The organism is Rhizobium sp. 05L419 (assembly GCF_056397845.1).
Genome location: NZ_JBFTOF010000017.1, coordinates 38,048 through 52,575, shown reverse-complemented (window position 1 = coordinate 52,575; position 14,528 = coordinate 38,048). Strand labels below are relative to the sequence as shown.

The 14,528-nt window shown below is 56.3% G+C and carries 14 protein-coding genes; 12 read left to right on the top strand and 2 right to left on the bottom strand.

What is annotated here, in order from left to right; all coding sequences use genetic code 11:
- The first annotated feature begins 7 nt into the window (after window positions 1-7).
- Genes AC1DMK_RS20285 through AC1DMK_RS20255 form a run of 7 tightly spaced genes read left to right on the top strand, consistent with a single transcriptional unit; the run spans window position 8 to window position 5,896 of the window.
- Window positions 8-1,420 carry an aspartate aminotransferase family protein gene (locus tag AC1DMK_RS20285; protein WP_477861436.1) on the top strand — a complete coding sequence of 471 codons (1,413 nt, stop codon included), beginning with the start codon at window positions 8-10 and terminating at the stop codon, window positions 1,418-1,420.
- Window positions 1,421-1,424: 4 nt separating this feature from the next.
- Window positions 1,425-2,378: an arginase gene (locus tag AC1DMK_RS20280; protein WP_477861434.1), complete on the top strand. Its 954-nt coding sequence runs from the start codon at window positions 1,425-1,427 to the stop codon at window positions 2,376-2,378.
- On the top strand, window positions 2,375-2,722 hold the full coding sequence (locus AC1DMK_RS20275) for a DMT family transporter (protein WP_477861432.1): 348 nt from the start codon (window positions 2,375-2,377) through the stop codon (window positions 2,720-2,722). The genes AC1DMK_RS20280 and AC1DMK_RS20275 overlap by 4 nt, the downstream gene beginning before the upstream one ends.
- Window positions 2,719-3,594 (top strand): fatty acid desaturase family protein, encoded by an 876-nt coding sequence (locus tag AC1DMK_RS20270; RefSeq protein WP_477861430.1) that lies wholly within the window; start codon window positions 2,719-2,721, stop codon window positions 3,592-3,594. Before AC1DMK_RS20275 ends, AC1DMK_RS20270 begins: the two co-directional genes overlap by 4 nt.
- Window positions 3,584-4,396 carry an alpha/beta hydrolase gene (locus AC1DMK_RS20265; RefSeq protein ID WP_477861428.1) on the top strand — a complete coding sequence of 271 codons (813 nt, stop codon included), beginning with the start codon at window positions 3,584-3,586 and terminating at the stop codon, window positions 4,394-4,396. The genes AC1DMK_RS20270 and AC1DMK_RS20265 overlap by 11 nt, the downstream gene beginning before the upstream one ends.
- Entirely contained in the window at window positions 4,377-5,534 is a 1,158-nt protein-coding gene (locus tag AC1DMK_RS20260) for a GNAT family N-acetyltransferase (protein WP_477861426.1), read from the top strand. Before AC1DMK_RS20265 ends, AC1DMK_RS20260 begins: the two co-directional genes overlap by 20 nt.
- Window positions 5,531-5,896 (top strand): EamA family transporter, encoded by a 366-nt coding sequence (locus AC1DMK_RS20255; RefSeq protein WP_477861424.1) that lies wholly within the window; start codon window positions 5,531-5,533, stop codon window positions 5,894-5,896. The genes AC1DMK_RS20260 and AC1DMK_RS20255 overlap by 4 nt, the downstream gene beginning before the upstream one ends.
- 168 nt (window positions 5,897-6,064) lie before the next feature.
- On the opposite strand, the gene AC1DMK_RS20250 is transcribed toward AC1DMK_RS20255, so the two are convergent.
- Window positions 6,065-6,859: a MipA/OmpV family protein gene (locus tag AC1DMK_RS20250; protein ID WP_477861422.1), complete on the bottom strand. Its 795-nt coding sequence runs from the start codon at window positions 6,857-6,859 to the stop codon at window positions 6,065-6,067.
- 535 nt (window positions 6,860-7,394) lie between these two features.
- Here AC1DMK_RS20250 and AC1DMK_RS20245 point away from each other — a divergent pair.
- Together AC1DMK_RS20245 and AC1DMK_RS20240 are read left to right on the top strand one after the other, a co-directional pair.
- The gene (locus tag AC1DMK_RS20245) at window positions 7,395-8,525 is read left to right on the top strand and encodes an O-antigen ligase family protein (protein ID WP_477861420.1); all 1,131 of its coding nucleotides are present in this window, start codon (window positions 7,395-7,397) and stop codon (window positions 8,523-8,525) included.
- Window positions 8,526-8,809: 284 nt separating this feature from the next.
- Window positions 8,810-9,343, top strand: coding sequence for a cytochrome c (locus AC1DMK_RS20240; RefSeq protein WP_477861418.1), 534 nt, complete (start codon window positions 8,810-8,812; stop codon window positions 9,341-9,343).
- A 27-nt stretch (window positions 9,344-9,370) separates the two neighbouring features.
- On the opposite strand, the gene AC1DMK_RS20235 is transcribed toward AC1DMK_RS20240, so the two are convergent.
- The gene (locus AC1DMK_RS20235) at window positions 9,371-10,561 is read right to left on the bottom strand and encodes a Fic family protein (RefSeq protein ID WP_477861574.1); all 1,191 of its coding nucleotides are present in this window, start codon (window positions 10,559-10,561) and stop codon (window positions 9,371-9,373) included.
- A gap of 930 nt (window positions 10,562-11,491) precedes the next feature.
- On the opposite strand from AC1DMK_RS20235, the gene AC1DMK_RS20230 reads away from it, so the two are divergent.
- The 3 genes from AC1DMK_RS20230 (at window position 11,492) to cmoA (ending at window position 14,515) form a co-directional block, all read left to right on the top strand.
- A complete protein-coding gene (locus AC1DMK_RS20230) occupies window positions 11,492-12,718 on the top strand; it encodes a patatin-like phospholipase family protein (protein WP_477861416.1) in 1,227 nt (408 codons plus the stop codon).
- A gap of 64 nt (window positions 12,719-12,782) precedes the next feature.
- A complete protein-coding gene (locus AC1DMK_RS20225) occupies window positions 12,783-13,163 on the top strand; it encodes a DUF1622 domain-containing protein (protein WP_477861414.1) in 381 nt (126 codons plus the stop codon).
- 590 nt (window positions 13,164-13,753) lie between these two features.
- The gene (gene cmoA / locus AC1DMK_RS20220; RefSeq protein ID WP_477861412.1) at window positions 13,754-14,515 is read left to right on the top strand and encodes a carboxy-S-adenosyl-L-methionine synthase CmoA; all 762 of its coding nucleotides are present in this window, start codon (window positions 13,754-13,756) and stop codon (window positions 14,513-14,515) included.
- The last annotated feature ends 13 nt before the right edge of the window (window positions 14,516-14,528 follow it).

Sequence of the window (14,528 nt, the reverse complement as noted above, 5' to 3'; positions counted from 1 at the left end):
GGACCTCATGCGTTCCAATCTGAAAATTGCCGACACGACGAATCCCGTCATTTCCGAAGGCGAGTTGCGCCTGTTGGAGGAGGCTTACTGCTCGCACGGCGACACCGTCCACTATACCGAGCATCCGAAATTCTTCGAATCGTGCGAGGGCTCCTTCGTGTACGATGCAGCCGAGACCCCGTTCCTCGATCTGCAGATGTGGTATTCGGCCGTTAATTTCGGTTATCGCAACGAGCGTCTGAACGACGTGGCCCATCGCCAGCTGGACCGCTTGCCGCAGGTCGCCTCGCAATATCTTCATCGCGAAAAGGTGGAACTCGCGGCTATGATCGCCAAGGATGCCGAAAGGAAATTCGGCTCCAAGGGCAGGGTTCACTTCAATGTCGGCGGTTCTCAGGCGGTCGAGGATTCGCTGAAACTTGTCCGCAACTATACCGGCGGTAAGAGCTTGATGTTTGCGTTTGAGGGTGGTTACCACGGGCGCACGCTTGGCGCGACCGCGATCACATCGAGCTATCGTTACCGGCGGCGCTACGGCCATTTTGGCGAGCGTGCCCAGTTCATCGAGTTTCCCTATCATTTTCGCGGCCCGAAGGGCATGTCGAAAGAGGAATATGGCCACCATTGCGTGCAGAAATTCGCCCGGCTCTTCGAGAGCGAATACAATGGCGTATGGGATCCGAAGGCCGGAAAATCCGAGTTCGCCGCCTTCTATATAGAGCCCATCCAGGGCACGGGCGGTTATGTAATCCCACCGATGAACTTCTTCGCGGAATTGAAGAAGGTGCTAGACGAACACGGAATCCTGCTTGTTGTCGACGAGATCCAGATGGGGGTCTACCGGACTGGCAAGCTCTGGTCGATCGAGCATTTCGGTGTGTCTCCCGACGTGTTGGTCTTCGGCAAGGCAATCACCAACGGCCTCAATCCGCTCTCCGGCATCTGGGCCAAGGAAGAAATGATCAACCCGACGATCTTCCCGCCCGGCTCCACCCATTCGACCTTTGCAAGCAATCCGATGGGTACCGCCGTTGCGCTTGAGGCCCTAAAGATGGCTGAGGAAGGGGATTTTGGCACGAGTGTCATGAAAAAGGGCGCACATTTCCTGGAGGGCCTTAAGGACCTGCAGTCGCAGCACGCCATCATCGGCGATGTCGATGGTCTCGGCCTTGCGCTGCGCATGGAGATCTGCAAACCGGACGGATACACCCCGGACAAGGCGACACTCGACTGGATGTCCGACGAAGGCATGAAGGGCGATCTAATCTTCGACGGCAGAAAATATGGGCTGGTGCTCGATGTCGGCGGCTACCACAAGAATGTCATCACGCTCGCCCCGAACCTGATGATCAGTCATGAGGAGATCGAGCTTGCGATCTCACTCCTCGGTCAGTTGCTAACCCGAGCGGAACGGAGATAGTTCCGTGCAACTCCTTCTCCTTCACCTTGACGATGCGTTGGAGTTGCAGCCGGACTTCGTGAACTCCTGCGTGATGGCGGGCGCGCACGAGCTCATCGACAACGAAGGTGGCCGCGCAATTAGGCTTTGGGGACGACGCAAGGCGCTCGACGCGGTCTGGCGAAACCTGGCAAAGGCGGAGCCGCGCTCCGGTGATGGATCGCGGCTCTGTTTCATGGGGTCGGGCGATTTCCATCATGTGACTGCGCTGCTGTTGTCCCTCGCCCTAGAACGCAACCGCCATCCGGTCACCGTCATCCACATCGACAACCATCCCGACTGGGTGCACTTCGACAACGGGATCCATTGCGGCTCCTGGGTCAACGAGGCACTCGAACAGCCTCTGGTCACGAAGGTGATAACGCTGGGCGTTTGCAGCCATGACCTCAGGTCGCCGGAGCGCAAGGGAGCAAACCTCGTGCCTTTATCCGACGGCCGCCTCGAGCTTTATCCCTATCAGCACCCGCCGAGCAAAGTGAAATCGGCCTACGGCTCTGGACCGAGCTTCAGCCAGGTGAACGGCATGTTGCATTGGCAAACGATATCGGAACTCGGTGAGTGCAATTTTCTCGACCGCTTGCTCGGGCGCATCCGGACCGAGGCGGTCTATGTCACCATCGACAAGGACGCGCTGTGCGACGCTGACGCCGTGACCAACTGGGATCAGGGCAGCATGCGACTGCCGTACCTACTTTGGCTCCTGAGCAAAATCGGCGAACGGCACCGCCTCATCGGCGCCGATGTCACCGGAGATTATTCGACGCCGCGCTACGGCGGCGATCTCTGCATGCAGGCGATGAAGAAAGCCGAGGTACTGATCGATCAGCCGCTCAGGCGCCGCGACCTCAAGGCGACCCGAAACATCAACAGTGCTGCAAATCACGCGTTGCTTGAGGTGCTGTCGGAGATGATGCCATGACGGGACTAAACGGATGGACGCTGGCCGTCATCCTTTTGTGTATTCTGGCAGAGACCGGGAGAGAGCTGTGCTTCAAGCACGGCGCGACGAGCGTGCTCTTCAAGACCCTGCAGCGACCGGTGATTTGGCTCGGCATTGCGTTCTGGGCTTTCGAACTGGTTATGTGGACGCGGGTGCTGGAGCACGTAGCGCTATCGGTTGCGTTTCCGCTTATGGCACTGAGCTATGCGTCCATCGCGTGCGCAGGTGCCGCCCTCTTCAAGGAAACTATCAATCCTCGCCACGCGCTCGGCATTCTTCTGGTGACGCTTGGTGTGGTCTGCGTTGGAGCGACAGGGCTATGAAAATCTTTGCGCATACGAAATGGGATATCGTGCCGGTCCTCGCCGCCACCGCACATCTGGCTTTCAACATCTATCTGATCGCAGGCTTTCAAAGCCGCCCGCTTTGGCTGTCCGCTATGCTCGGAGCGGTCTATGCCGTTTCGATATCGTGGAACATCAACAGCATATCCCACAACTTCATCCATACCCCGTATTTCAAGTCGAAGCGGATGAATTACGCATTCAGCCTGCTTGAGTCGGTGACGATCGGCTTCTCACAGGTCTATTATCACTGGATTCACATGCGTCATCATTCGGGCAATAGTGACCGCCCCAACGCGAGTGGCGACACGGTCGACCTTCTGTCGATTTACAGACACGGAAAGAACGGCGAGGCGGAGAATGTGTTTTCCTATACGTTCCTGAGCTTCTTCCGCGACGATATCGGCGATATCCACCAGGCGATTGCAAGCAAGAGGCCATTTGATGCCAAATGGGGGCGTATCGAGCTGATTTCTTTCGTGACCTTTGTGTTGTTGGCCCTTGTCTGGGACTGGAAGGCGGCGTTTTTCTTCCTGCCTTTCTACTATCTCGGCAACTGCCTCTCGTCTCTGAACGGTTACTATGAGCATTTGCACGGCGACCCCGATTTACCAATCGCATGGGGGGTCAGCAGCCACAACAGCCTCTACAACTCGCTGTGGTTCGCCAACGGCTATCATGCCGAACATCACTACCGGCCGAAGACGCACTGGACAAAGCTCAAGAATTTCCACGAGCAGATCAGGCAGGAGCAGGAGGACGCCGGCACCCATGTGATCAGCACGTGCCACGCCCTGGGCTTCATGGCAAAGGAAAATCGGCAGCAGGGAGAGATTCCGCATGCCGGCTAACGGGCTTTCTTTCTTCCTGGAGGGAACGAACGGGATGGGTGTCGTGCTCGTCCATGGATTAACAGGCGCTCCGAGCGAGATGCGGCTGGTGGCAAGACAATTCCATCGCCGTGGCTTCAGCGTGTTTGCACCGCTCCTTGCCGGACACGGTGAGGACGATGCGATGTTGCGCCGCTCGCGGTGGGAGGATTGGCTCGACAGCGTCGAGGCGGCAAGCGACTGGCTTTCGGAGCGCGCCGACGCCGTCTTTGCCGCCGGTATTTGTGTCGGCGGCAAGCTGGCGATGATGGCGGCAGACCGCAAGCCGCTGATCCGTGCGGTGGCCGTCTATTCGCCATGCTTCCACTATGATGGTTGGGATGTCCCGCGCTATTACTCGCTGTTCTCTCCGCATATTCGCTGGATCTCGCTCATTCCATTCATTGATCGTCTGAGTTTTCGCGAGACGGCCTCGCTCGGCATCAAGGACGAACGCATGCGCCGGTTGGTGGCCGGCATGATCGGGGAGGGCATGCTCGAGACCTTTCCGGGACGCGGCCTGATTGAGATGCACGAACTTGGTAGAAGGCTGAAAGCGCGCCTTCCGGAAATGCGGACTCCCACTTTGATTATGCATTCGCGCGAGGATGATCTCAGCGGCCCGGCGCATGCTCAGTATATTGCGGCTCATATTGGCGGGCGCAGCGAGCTCCGCTGGCTCGATGACAGCTATCACATGATCCACGTCGACCGGCAGCACCGGCAAGTTGCGGACAAGACAGCAGAATTCTTCGAGGCGGAATATGCAGCAGCAAGCGCTTGAAGTGCAGCCCCCCCAGGAGCTCGCGCCCGAGGCGGCAATTGTCCCGAGCATTCGCATGCTTGGCCGTGACGCCTGGAATGCATGCTTTCCCGAGGAGATAGAGACCTATGATTATCTGCTGGCCGTCGAGGAGGCCGGTATCCATGGGTTCGACTGGCGTTATGCAATCGTGCGCGAAGGCGCCGAGATTGTCGCCGCAATGCCGGCCTTCATCTGCCGTTATGCTTTGGAAACAACTTTGAAGGCCGGCCGCATCCGACGTGCCGTCGAAAGGACCCGCCGGCTTTTCGACGGATTTCTGACCGTCCGTCTCGCAAGCCTTGGCTCACCCTGCACTGAGACCGGCTCCGTCGGCTTTCTCCCGCAAATTGCGGAGGCCCGCCGCCCAGCGCTCTTTGCCCAGCTTCTGGACGTGTTCGAGGCGCATGCGCGCGCGGAAGGATGCTCGATCATGGCACTGAAGGACATCCCTGTGCTCGCCCCTTCAGGGATACAATTAATCCTGTCGTCCAAGGGTTACGCTGAGATCGAAAGCCTGCCGACCGCATCTCTCGACATCGGTTTCCGCACCATCGACGAGTATTTTGCGACCCTATCTTCGGGAACACGCAAGGATATGCGCCGGAAGTTGCGCGCCCAGGAAAAGGTGCGAGTGGAAAATCGTACCGAGTTCGGCGAGTTCGTGCCGCGCCTCCTGCAGCTCTATCTCGAGACCCGCTCGCGCAGTGAATGGCAGTTCGAAGAGCTTACGCCCGCCTATTTTGAGGGCATTCTCAAGGGCATGCCAGGGCACGCCTTCTGTACGATGTACTTCGTCGGCGACGAATTGCTGGCGGCCAATTTGCTGGTTCACGACGAGCATAGATTGATCGACAAATTCTTCTGCATGGACGCCGAAAAGGGCAGACCCTATAATCTCTATTTTCTCAGCTGGTTCAACAACCTCGAATATTGCCTGCGCCACGGCATCGCCCGCTATCAGAGCGGGCAGGCCTATTATTACAACAAGGTTCGCCTCGGCAGTCATCTGACTGCGAATGCGATGTATTTCCGCCATCGCAATCCGTTCTTCCAATTTGTCCTTAAAATGATATCGCCGCTGCTTGCTGCCGACGATGCGGCTGAGGGGGAGACATGAGAGCGATGCGGCCGATCTGGTTGGCGGTGCCGCTGCTTAACACGGCACAGCAGATACTCCTCAAGCGCGGTGCGGACGATGCCACCAATGCTGGCGGGGATTGGCTGATCCAGATCCTGTCCTCGCATTGGTTTGTAGCGGCGATCAGCGCGGAGATAGTCTGCTTTGCGATTTGGATGAGTGTGCTCTCCGAACTTGATCTCAGCCAAGCCTACCCACTCTCGGCTATCAGCTATGTCTTTATCATGGCTGCCGCATGGTTTTCCTTCGGCGAACCCTTGCCCATGCTTCAACTTGCCGGGAGTTTGCTGATCCTGATCGGGATCTGGTGCATCGCCACTGCCTCGAAGCATGCTACCTGAACGTCACCTTCGCGATTGATGAGTTTCGGTGGGCAGGAGGCAGATTAGTCTGCGTTGCCGGTACGGAGCGATACTGTGGGCGAGTAGCGGCGGGTGCTCGAAATCGTCACCGTTGCATGCAGATCGAACTCAGGTGCGCAACTTCCTTCGTGTGCGGAAAACTGGCGATTAGAAGCTGATATTAAACGATCTGCTGACAGAAATACCTATTACATTCTGATTTCTGCTCCCGAGAGCAGTGATCGGACTGTCGCCCGCATCGTTGACGAGGCGATCGAAGCGGTCGTAGACCTGAAATGTCCAGTCAGGCGTTAGGGAATAAGCAGCGGATACAAGGAACCCGATAGACGTTAGGCCACCGGATGCGTTGAAGGGGGCTATTGTGCCGCTGGTTGCGGACTCCCGAGCCGAAACTGAAAAATACTTGCCCATATAGCTGTCGCTGCCGAAGGACGCCCGCGGCCCTACCGTCCAGACCCAACGGTCGCCCACAGCCTGGAACCAGTCGGCACCCAGATCGGCGACGAGGCCGCTTCCGTTCGAGACTGCCTGGCGAATTTCGGCCCGAACCCTCATCTGGTTCGGAACGAACCAGTACTGCGCAAAAAGCCCGAGATCGACACCCCATTTGATCGATTCGAGGCCGCTAAGGCGGCTGTCGTCGGCCATCGACCGGCCGTCACGAAATCCAACGACCGGGCCAAGTTCCAGTCCACCGTAACTGAGCAATGCATAGTCCAGATTGTCGTCAGGGGCACCGTTCTCATCGGGTTCGCCGAAACGCCTGAAATCAAAGGACGGTATCGCGGAAAACCCACTACTTCCCGAACCGGGAAAGCGAGGCCCCCACTCGATGTTGGCTCCAAGCGTGACAATCCAATTGCTATCCTTCTCGGCGCCGTCTGTTTTCCCATCGGCGGCATCAGCCTGATGGGATGACAATGCCATTGACACTGCGATCATCGTCGCAGTCCGTGCAGACCAAACGTTTCCAAACCAAAGCTGAGAGAACAAGGGCAGACCAACTCGCGCCAAATCTGGAGCACTTTAGCCGGGAGCGACTTCAAGCTCAATCGCCATTGTAGGCTGGACGGTAGTTTGCGACGGCGCTCCCTTTGCAATGGCATTCGTTACTTTCGATAGGAGGCTCCAGACTTCATTCTCGCCTCATCTTGGCCTGCTAACTCATCAGGGCTGCGCGCCGCGATCTATCGTCGTGGCAGCATCAGTCATCGAGTTAAAAGACGAATACCGTACGGGGCGATCAATGGCAGATGCAATACCTCTCGGGCTGAGCGCGTCCCGTAGCAATTTAGTCGGCCGGTTTATCGTTGGATTCCTTTTTCTGGTAACGATGTCAGCGACTCTCGTTGAGAGCTACGCCTACAGATATTCGGGGTCTGCCCTTGCACTGATAGGCTTCATCCATTGGCTCAGGGCGCGACCAAGACCAGCGGTGGATTGGCAGAGTTGGCTTTGCCTGGGTTGGGGTTGCTACGTGATCATACGGTTTACCGGTCAGTATGCATTGGAACTCAACCATCCGATCGGCGATCGGGAGCTTCTCTTCAGCATGACACTGGCGTTTCCACTTATTGCCTCGGCATTGTTCCAAGCGTGGGACGATATCGAGCGCATAATCGCGAGCTACTTTGCGATTGCTTTGATCACGTTAATTGCGACCGCGCACTTCTCAGCGATCTTCGCAGGCGAAACCGTTCGTCCGCTTATCCAGCACAATCAGATTCACGGCGCGGTCAGCTGCGGCATCATAATGATTGCGGCTATATTCTGGGCAATCCACTACGCCACAACGAACTGTAAGAGCAGATTCCTAGCCGTATTCTCGTTTGTGGCCGCGCCTCTCATTGTGACGTTGTGTCTTGTGGCAATTTATGGCGCTAAGTCAAAGGGTGTATGGCTGGCACTCGCGCTGACTTTGCCGGTGATCGGAGCGGCAACGCTTAGGCACTTAATGCGGCGGAAAGCGATAGGCGCTGTCATTGTTTGTCTCCTCCTCCTTTTCTGTGCCCTGTATTCGGTTCGCGACAACATTTCGCGAACTGCTGGACCGACGCTTTTTTCGACCGTCTCGCTACTCGAGGCCATCAGCAATCGACAACCTCTCTGGCAGGCAGTCTCAGGAACGATCGGTGACAATGGCACGCCTCAGTCTATGAACGAGCGACTGCAACTTTGGCATGACGCAGCTGACATGATAGCTGCTGCGCCACTCATTGGTTGGGGGAATGATTGGCCACGACCGTGGAAGCAATCGACATACTCGCCGAAGTACATGCTGATGCACAACGGGTATCTCGAAATTCTCGTTCGCCATGGTACACTAGGGGCGATGCTTCTAGCGCTTATGTTGGTTTCGTTTGTGATCGCGGTATGTAAGGCATCATCTGAGTGTCTCGTTCCGCGAGCCGGCACGAATTGCTATGTCATCATATTATTTTACTTCTCACTGACCCTTCTTAGCAATTCAAACAATATTCTTGCGATCGGCGAAAGCCTGGCGACGTTGAGTGCTGTCTTTGCGTTGACCTGCAATCGGAAGACAACTCGACCGAAGCCCGCTTTTGTCTTAGCTGTCGGAGCCACCGATTCCCTTTCACCGTACTGATCCAAAGCTTCTCTTGGTGCACCGCTTCTGAGGACATCAGCAAGCGCCAATGACACCCCATCTAGCGTCATCAAAAGCATAGTGACAGCACTGTTTGTCGAGACGGGACGGTCGCGCTCGAAAGGGTATGAAAAGCGAGCGGAGGCTGGATTGATCGATTGATTAGCAGACGCTCCGAACCTGTTCTCAGGTTATTCTACGTAGGCATCCCGACGGGATTGGTTCTACTCGCCCGCGACAGCCCTCATCGGTTCGTTCGCCTGTCGTGCTGATGAAAGGATGCCATGAAATCCGGGATTATTGTCGGTTCAGTGATTTTTGTAGCCTTTGTATCGGCGCCGCTTTGTGCGGAGGACATAGTGGCGGTGCGACCGGCGGATATGAAGGCAATCACCGCCGTCACCAAATCCATCGCGGGAATGTTCAAGGTGCCTTCAACGTACTCTTCGCCGGAGTTCAAGCGGGCAGCCGAGCTTATTCGGGACAAGGCGGGCCAGACGCTGATCGACCATTTCGCGGTGGAAGCTGCATCCACGGCTTCGAAGGCGAAGCCCAATATCATCGAGGAACGCGAGCGTTTCGACCGTCTGGCGAATGACCTCAAGTCCTACGCGGCGGCGCTCGCTGTCGCCGCCGAGAAGAATCCGACGGCGATGACCGACAGCATGCGAATGAAACCCGGCGAGCCGACGGGCGGCGGGCCGCTCGGAACGCATGTCAAGAACGAGCCGCAGTTGTCCTCCATACCGGCCGAGCATGCCTTTCACCTTATGCTGCAAACCTGTACGACCTGCCATTCTCGATTCCGGATGGAATGAGAATGGCGGGGCGGGAAACAGCCGTCCTCAGAACCCAGGCGATGCCGGTTCATATGTCTCCCCGAACGGCCTGTTCAGCAGCTTAACCGCTTCTGGAGCGGTGAATATTCTGTTCCTGGCATAGCCAGTCTTCTCGACAAGTATACCGGTCTGAATAAGCCGTTCGACGGCTCCCGATGCCGCCGGAAAAGACACGCCCAACAGCTGTTCGAGCCTCCGTATCGTAAGCACGGGATACTCATGGAGAAGATTGAGGGTTGCCAATGCTGCCGAGCCAGCTCGGAAGCTGAACCTGGTCAGCCATTGGTCTCTGAGCGACTTTAGATCGCCTCTTAGGCGCTTGAACTCGTGAACGGTTTCGGTGACTGCGTCGGCAAGTAGGATCGTCAGGGGTGAATAGTCGCCAAGTGCCTGCGCCGCTTTCAGGGCGTCGTAGTATCGTTGCTTGCTTGCTTCGATGAACGGTGAAAGGTAGACCGGTTCATGGCCTTCGGCCGCCATCATGACGGCAAGCAGCAGTCTTCCCACACGCCCGTTACCATCTCGGAACGGATGGACGCCTTCAAAATGCGCATGGGCAATCGCCATGCGCGTAATGAAGTCTTGCGTCATCGCCTGCATGCCGTCAGCCTGCAGATAGGCAACATGTACCTGCATGCAGCTCTGGACGTATTGTGGCGCAGGCGGATTGTAGGTCGATTGAGCGATGTTCCCGTGTCCGATCCATACAACGCGTTTTCGGAACTCGCCCGGCACGTCCGGATACGCTTTGTCGGACTGCAAGGTGGCCGCATGAAGCTGAGAGATGAGGTCAAGAGTGAAGATTTCGCGCCCTTTCTTCCGGGCTAGTGGCAAAATTCTCTCAAGTGCGATTGCGTAGTCGCGGACCTGAGAGGCCGCATCAGTGGCATCGGCATCATCTTCTTCAACTTCGAGCAGTTCGTCCAAGGTACTGTTCGTGCCTTCGATAGAGGAACTGCTCAACGCTTCCATTCTCATCGGAATTCGGGAAAGGATGTATTGGTCTGGCAGCTCCCTCGCGAGTACCGATGCCTCCTTCAACGCCCCGTGGGCGTTCGCAAGCGGGACTGCGACCTTCTCAAGGGGGACGCTATCTTCAGGCGGCCTGGGGGGTAGAACGCCGTAATGTGCCTCGAACGGCGGATCAAAGCGGTGAAGCGACTGCCGGACAGATTCCGATAAATCATTCCTGTTCATCGCCTGGGCCCAACCTTTCATAAAACTCCCCAACACCGCGCCAAATTAAAGCTTACGGCTATAACCTTTAATAAGATAGCTACATGACGCGTCTTGTTAAAGGCTTTTAGGAGTTTGAGAGGTTGGATTGCGTACGACAACTAGCGCGATGTTTGCTCGGTTCTAAGGCCATTTACACCGAAGCGGGCGCTAATCGCGGGAAGTTCGCAGTCCGCATCCGCATTGGCGAATTCCTCGATGATCGGGCAAACTGGTCTGTCATCTMAGTGATTTGCAAGAAGTTTAAGCGTTTCGGTCATCGCTTGGATCGCGGCAGCCTTCCGCCCCAACGTGGAGATGGCCAGTATCACCGGGACGCTCGCCTGGAAAATCGACAAACCGTCCGTACATGCTCATGGGGTCGCGGCAGCGCGTGATTTTTCGGCGGTAGTCGTGCATCTCCTTGCGCTTGAGGTCGGCGCTGGTTCGTTGGAGCTCACGATCACCATCCATCAACGGAGATTGGAACGGCACGTTGATCCACGCATTGGCGCGAATATCCTATCAATCGGTGTTGAATAGGGGGCGCTCTTCCCTCCGTACGATATATTCACTCGTGGGGTCGACCCCGCCTGGAAGCCGGCTCGCAAGAGCGTCTATTCCGTTCTGATCCAGCATCGCTTCGTCCCAACGATCTTCGGGTGCGGACAATAGGAACCATGGCGTTGGATGCGCTGGGCCAGGTCGAAACCATTCCAGTCGATTTAGACAAGAGTTGCCAGCAATTCTAAATATGCTGGCTGCACCGTGGTGTCAGGGGCGCGACGTCGGTTGCCTCCGAAGTCATGCATCCTTGGGTCCTGAATCACAGACGCGCCTTGCCTCGGTATAACATTTTGGCCGTTCACCATTTTCGAGAACGGTGTGGGAGCTTGAGTGAGAGGCCGTTTCATGTCCCTAGTGCTGTTCGATGGTAACGCCCTGCTTTTGCGACTTGGGCTTCTTGCTCCACTACTTGGTTTATCCGCCTGCATCGCGCCGTCCGCCCGGGTTGCGATGACCGCGACCCAGCAAGAGACGGCGTATGCCGGTACCCCAAAGCTGGCTCGCTTCTGGGGCGACCAAGTGACACCGGAACTGCGGAGTGTCGTCGCCTTTCAGTTTCATCAGATTAGAGAGGCGGCGGCGAAAGACATAAGACCCGACTCCCTCAAGAAAGCCGACTATCTCGCTATTTCCGGCGGCGGCGGGAGCGGCGCTTTCGGGGCGGGTTATCTTAAGGGCTGGAGCGAGCGCGGCGATCGTCCTCAGTTTGAAGTCGTGACCGGCGTCAGCACGGGAGCCTTGGCGGCGCCGTTTGCATTTCTCGGTCAGAAGTATGATCAGCAACTTGAGGACATTTATACAAAGTATGGCGACAAGGACATCATGCGTAGCCGGGGCATCGCGGGTGTTCTAGGAGATTCTTTCTACGACAATTCGCCGCTCAAAGCGCTAATAACTAAATACGTCACTGACGAAACGCTGGCTGCCATCGCCAGGGAGTATCAAATCGGACGACGTCTGCTTGTTCAGACGACAAACATCGATGCCCAGCGACCGGCAATATGGGACGTCTCGGCCATCAGTGCGAGTCAACGTCCGGACCGTCGGGAGCTAGTTATCAATATCCTGCTCGCGTCGGCTTCAATCCCAGCGATGTTTCCGCCGGTACGGCTTCCTGTCCAAGCCAGTGACGGAAAGATCTATCAAGAATTGCATGTCGATGGCGGCGTGGCGGCACAAGCGTTCTTCGCACCACCGGAAATAGGCCTCGACGCGTTTGAACGAAAGGAATTTTCGCATACGCGGGCGAGAAGCCTTTATGTCATTCGCAATGGCCAGCTCCACACTACCTACGAACCTGCCGGGACCACGGTGATACCCCTTGCCCAAAGGGCAATTGACACAATGATCAAATATCAAGGCGTGGCGGACCTCAACCGATTGGAGGCGCTAACGAAGAAAGGCCACGCGCGGCTATTCTACACTTCGATCCCGAAAGACTTCGCTGACAAGAAGGAAACTCAATTCGATCCCGAATACATGCGGAGCTTGTTCAAAACTGGCTTCAGGGCGGGTGTCGCTGGACAGTGGCTTCAGGAAACACCTGACACGCCGGTCCTTGCTGTGAACTGAATCATTCGAACGCACAACACCACCGAATTCCTAACGCTTACCGGATGAAAGTGAGATTGGTACAATGGAACGTAGCAGCTTGATGGGTTTGATCGCTCCCGTGTTGGAGCCCTTGGCATCCCTCCTGGAGATTTTCGGTGTCGTGGTCATTGTGATAGGCGTCATATTGGCGACCATCCGCTACATTCGGGACGCTACGTTGCGCCGTCGCGAAGTTGCCTACGCACGGTATCGCGCCAATCTCGGTCGCGGAATCCTTTTGGGTCTCGAGATACTGATTGGAGCGGACATTATCGCCACGATCATTTCTCCGTTGACATGGGAGAGTGTCGGTTTGCTGGGGCTCATAGTTTTAATTCGTACATTCCTGAGTTTCTCGCTTGAAGCCGAAATCGATGGAGAGTGGCCCTGGAGAAAACAAGAGCGGCGCAAGCAGGCAGAATAGAATGGCGCGATAAGTCAGAGGCGGCGTCAACGTTACCTATTCCCATCGTTGACACTGACCCAATCGACCGCTTTCCCGCGATACTGTGAAGGCACGCTTGCGTTTGACTTGATCAGGAGGCCCGCCGGCAAGTGGATCGCACCCCGCTCAGCCAGGCTTTCCAGCCGTGCGGCGATGTAATACGGTTTCGTAAGATATTTACTCTCCCAACGGAACGGCGCCACAGGGTATGCCAAGCAACGCCGGAGCAGCATGCGACTGAATGGATGCTAACCGCGGCCGCCGTCCCCGTGGTCTGCATAGCTGGATTCTCCTGGCCCGGATAGCTCATGGGGGCATCCCAACATAGTAGTAGCTGACATTCGTACGCTCGGCATCGACATGACGGGCAACCTCTCGGCGCCGTTTAGCGTTGCATCTGGAAATCCGTATCAGACCTTCCGCATCGCCTGCGCGCCTCAGCCGGTTAGTAAAAAAAAGCAGGCCATTCAGGTAGGCGTCAGCTTTCAGTGGCCTTTTCGTGGTATATAAGTCGGACGTGTCAATAATAACGTTGACAGGGCCTTCTTTTTTATGGCTTGGGGGAATTCATGGCCGACAGCCCGACACGATTGGTCCTGCGCAAGGATCAAAAAGACGAAGTGTTTGCGAACAGCCAGGGTCCGGTTGGTGACTTCGCGTTCAATGCAACCGTTGCAAACGCTTTCGACGATATGGTCAGCCGGTCGGTGCCGTACTACGAAGAGATGCAGCGAATGGTCTGCGAATTGGCGCAAGACTTCGCGCAGCGGAACACCAACCTGTACGACATTGGCTGCTCTACTGCCACGACGCTGCTCACGCTCGACAATATGATAGCGTCGGACGTGCAGTTCATCGGCATCGACAATGCGCCTGACATGCTGGACAAGGCAGCGCAGAAGATCAAAGAATCTGGAACCAACCGCTCGATCGACCTTCAGGTTGTCGACCTGCATCGAGGGCTGGCGATCGAGAATGCAAGCGTGGTGACGATGTTGCTGACGCTACAGTTCGTTCGTCCGCTTTTTCGCGAACGCATCATGAAGGCGATCTATTCAGGACTGAACGATCATGGCTGCCTTTTGATGATCGAGAAGCTGACCAGCGAGGACACGACCTTCAACCGCCTCTTCATCGAGCACTATTACGATTTCAAGCGCCGCAACGGCTATTCTGAAATCGAGATATCCAAGAAACGCGAGGCGCTCGAAAACGTGCTGATCCCCTACCGGCTGGACGAGAACGTTCAGCTCTTGAAGGAGACCGGCTTCCGTAGCGTCGAGGTGTTTTTCCGCTGGTACAATTTCTGCGGCATCATTGCCGTTAAGTAAGCCGAGGGGCACA

What these genes read in the sequence shown, in the direction of transcription:
- AC1DMK_RS20285 (WP_477861436.1), top strand. Translation starts at nt 8, where the DNA reads ATGCGTTCCAATCTGAAAATTGCCGACACGACGAATCCCGTCATTTCC.
- AC1DMK_RS20275 (WP_477861432.1), top strand. Translation starts at nt 2,375, where the DNA reads ATGACGGGACTAAACGGATGGACGCTGGCCGTCATCCTTTTGTGTATT.
- AC1DMK_RS20270 (WP_477861430.1), top strand. Translation starts at nt 2,719, where the DNA reads ATGAAAATCTTTGCGCATACGAAATGGGATATCGTGCCGGTCCTCGCC.
- AC1DMK_RS20265 (WP_477861428.1), top strand. Translation starts at nt 3,584, where the DNA reads ATGCCGGCTAACGGGCTTTCTTTCTTCCTGGAGGGAACGAACGGGATG.
- AC1DMK_RS20260 (WP_477861426.1), top strand. Translation starts at nt 4,377, where the DNA reads ATGCAGCAGCAAGCGCTTGAAGTGCAGCCCCCCCAGGAGCTCGCGCCC.
- AC1DMK_RS20255 (WP_477861424.1), top strand. Translation starts at nt 5,531, where the DNA reads ATGAGAGCGATGCGGCCGATCTGGTTGGCGGTGCCGCTGCTTAACACG.
- AC1DMK_RS20250 (WP_477861422.1), bottom strand. Translation starts at nt 6,859, where the DNA reads ATGATCGCAGTGTCAATGGCATTGTCATCCCATCAGGCTGATGCCGCC.
- AC1DMK_RS20240 (WP_477861418.1), top strand. Translation starts at nt 8,810, where the DNA reads ATGAAATCCGGGATTATTGTCGGTTCAGTGATTTTTGTAGCCTTTGTA.
- AC1DMK_RS20235 (WP_477861574.1), bottom strand. Translation starts at nt 10,561, where the DNA reads ATGAACAGGAATGATTTATCGGAATCTGTCCGGCAGTCGCTTCACCGC.
- AC1DMK_RS20230 (WP_477861416.1), top strand. Translation starts at nt 11,492, where the DNA reads ATGTCCCTAGTGCTGTTCGATGGTAACGCCCTGCTTTTGCGACTTGGG.
- AC1DMK_RS20225 (WP_477861414.1), top strand. Translation starts at nt 12,783, where the DNA reads ATGGAACGTAGCAGCTTGATGGGTTTGATCGCTCCCGTGTTGGAGCCC.
- cmoA (WP_477861412.1), top strand. Translation starts at nt 13,754, where the DNA reads ATGGCCGACAGCCCGACACGATTGGTCCTGCGCAAGGATCAAAAAGAC.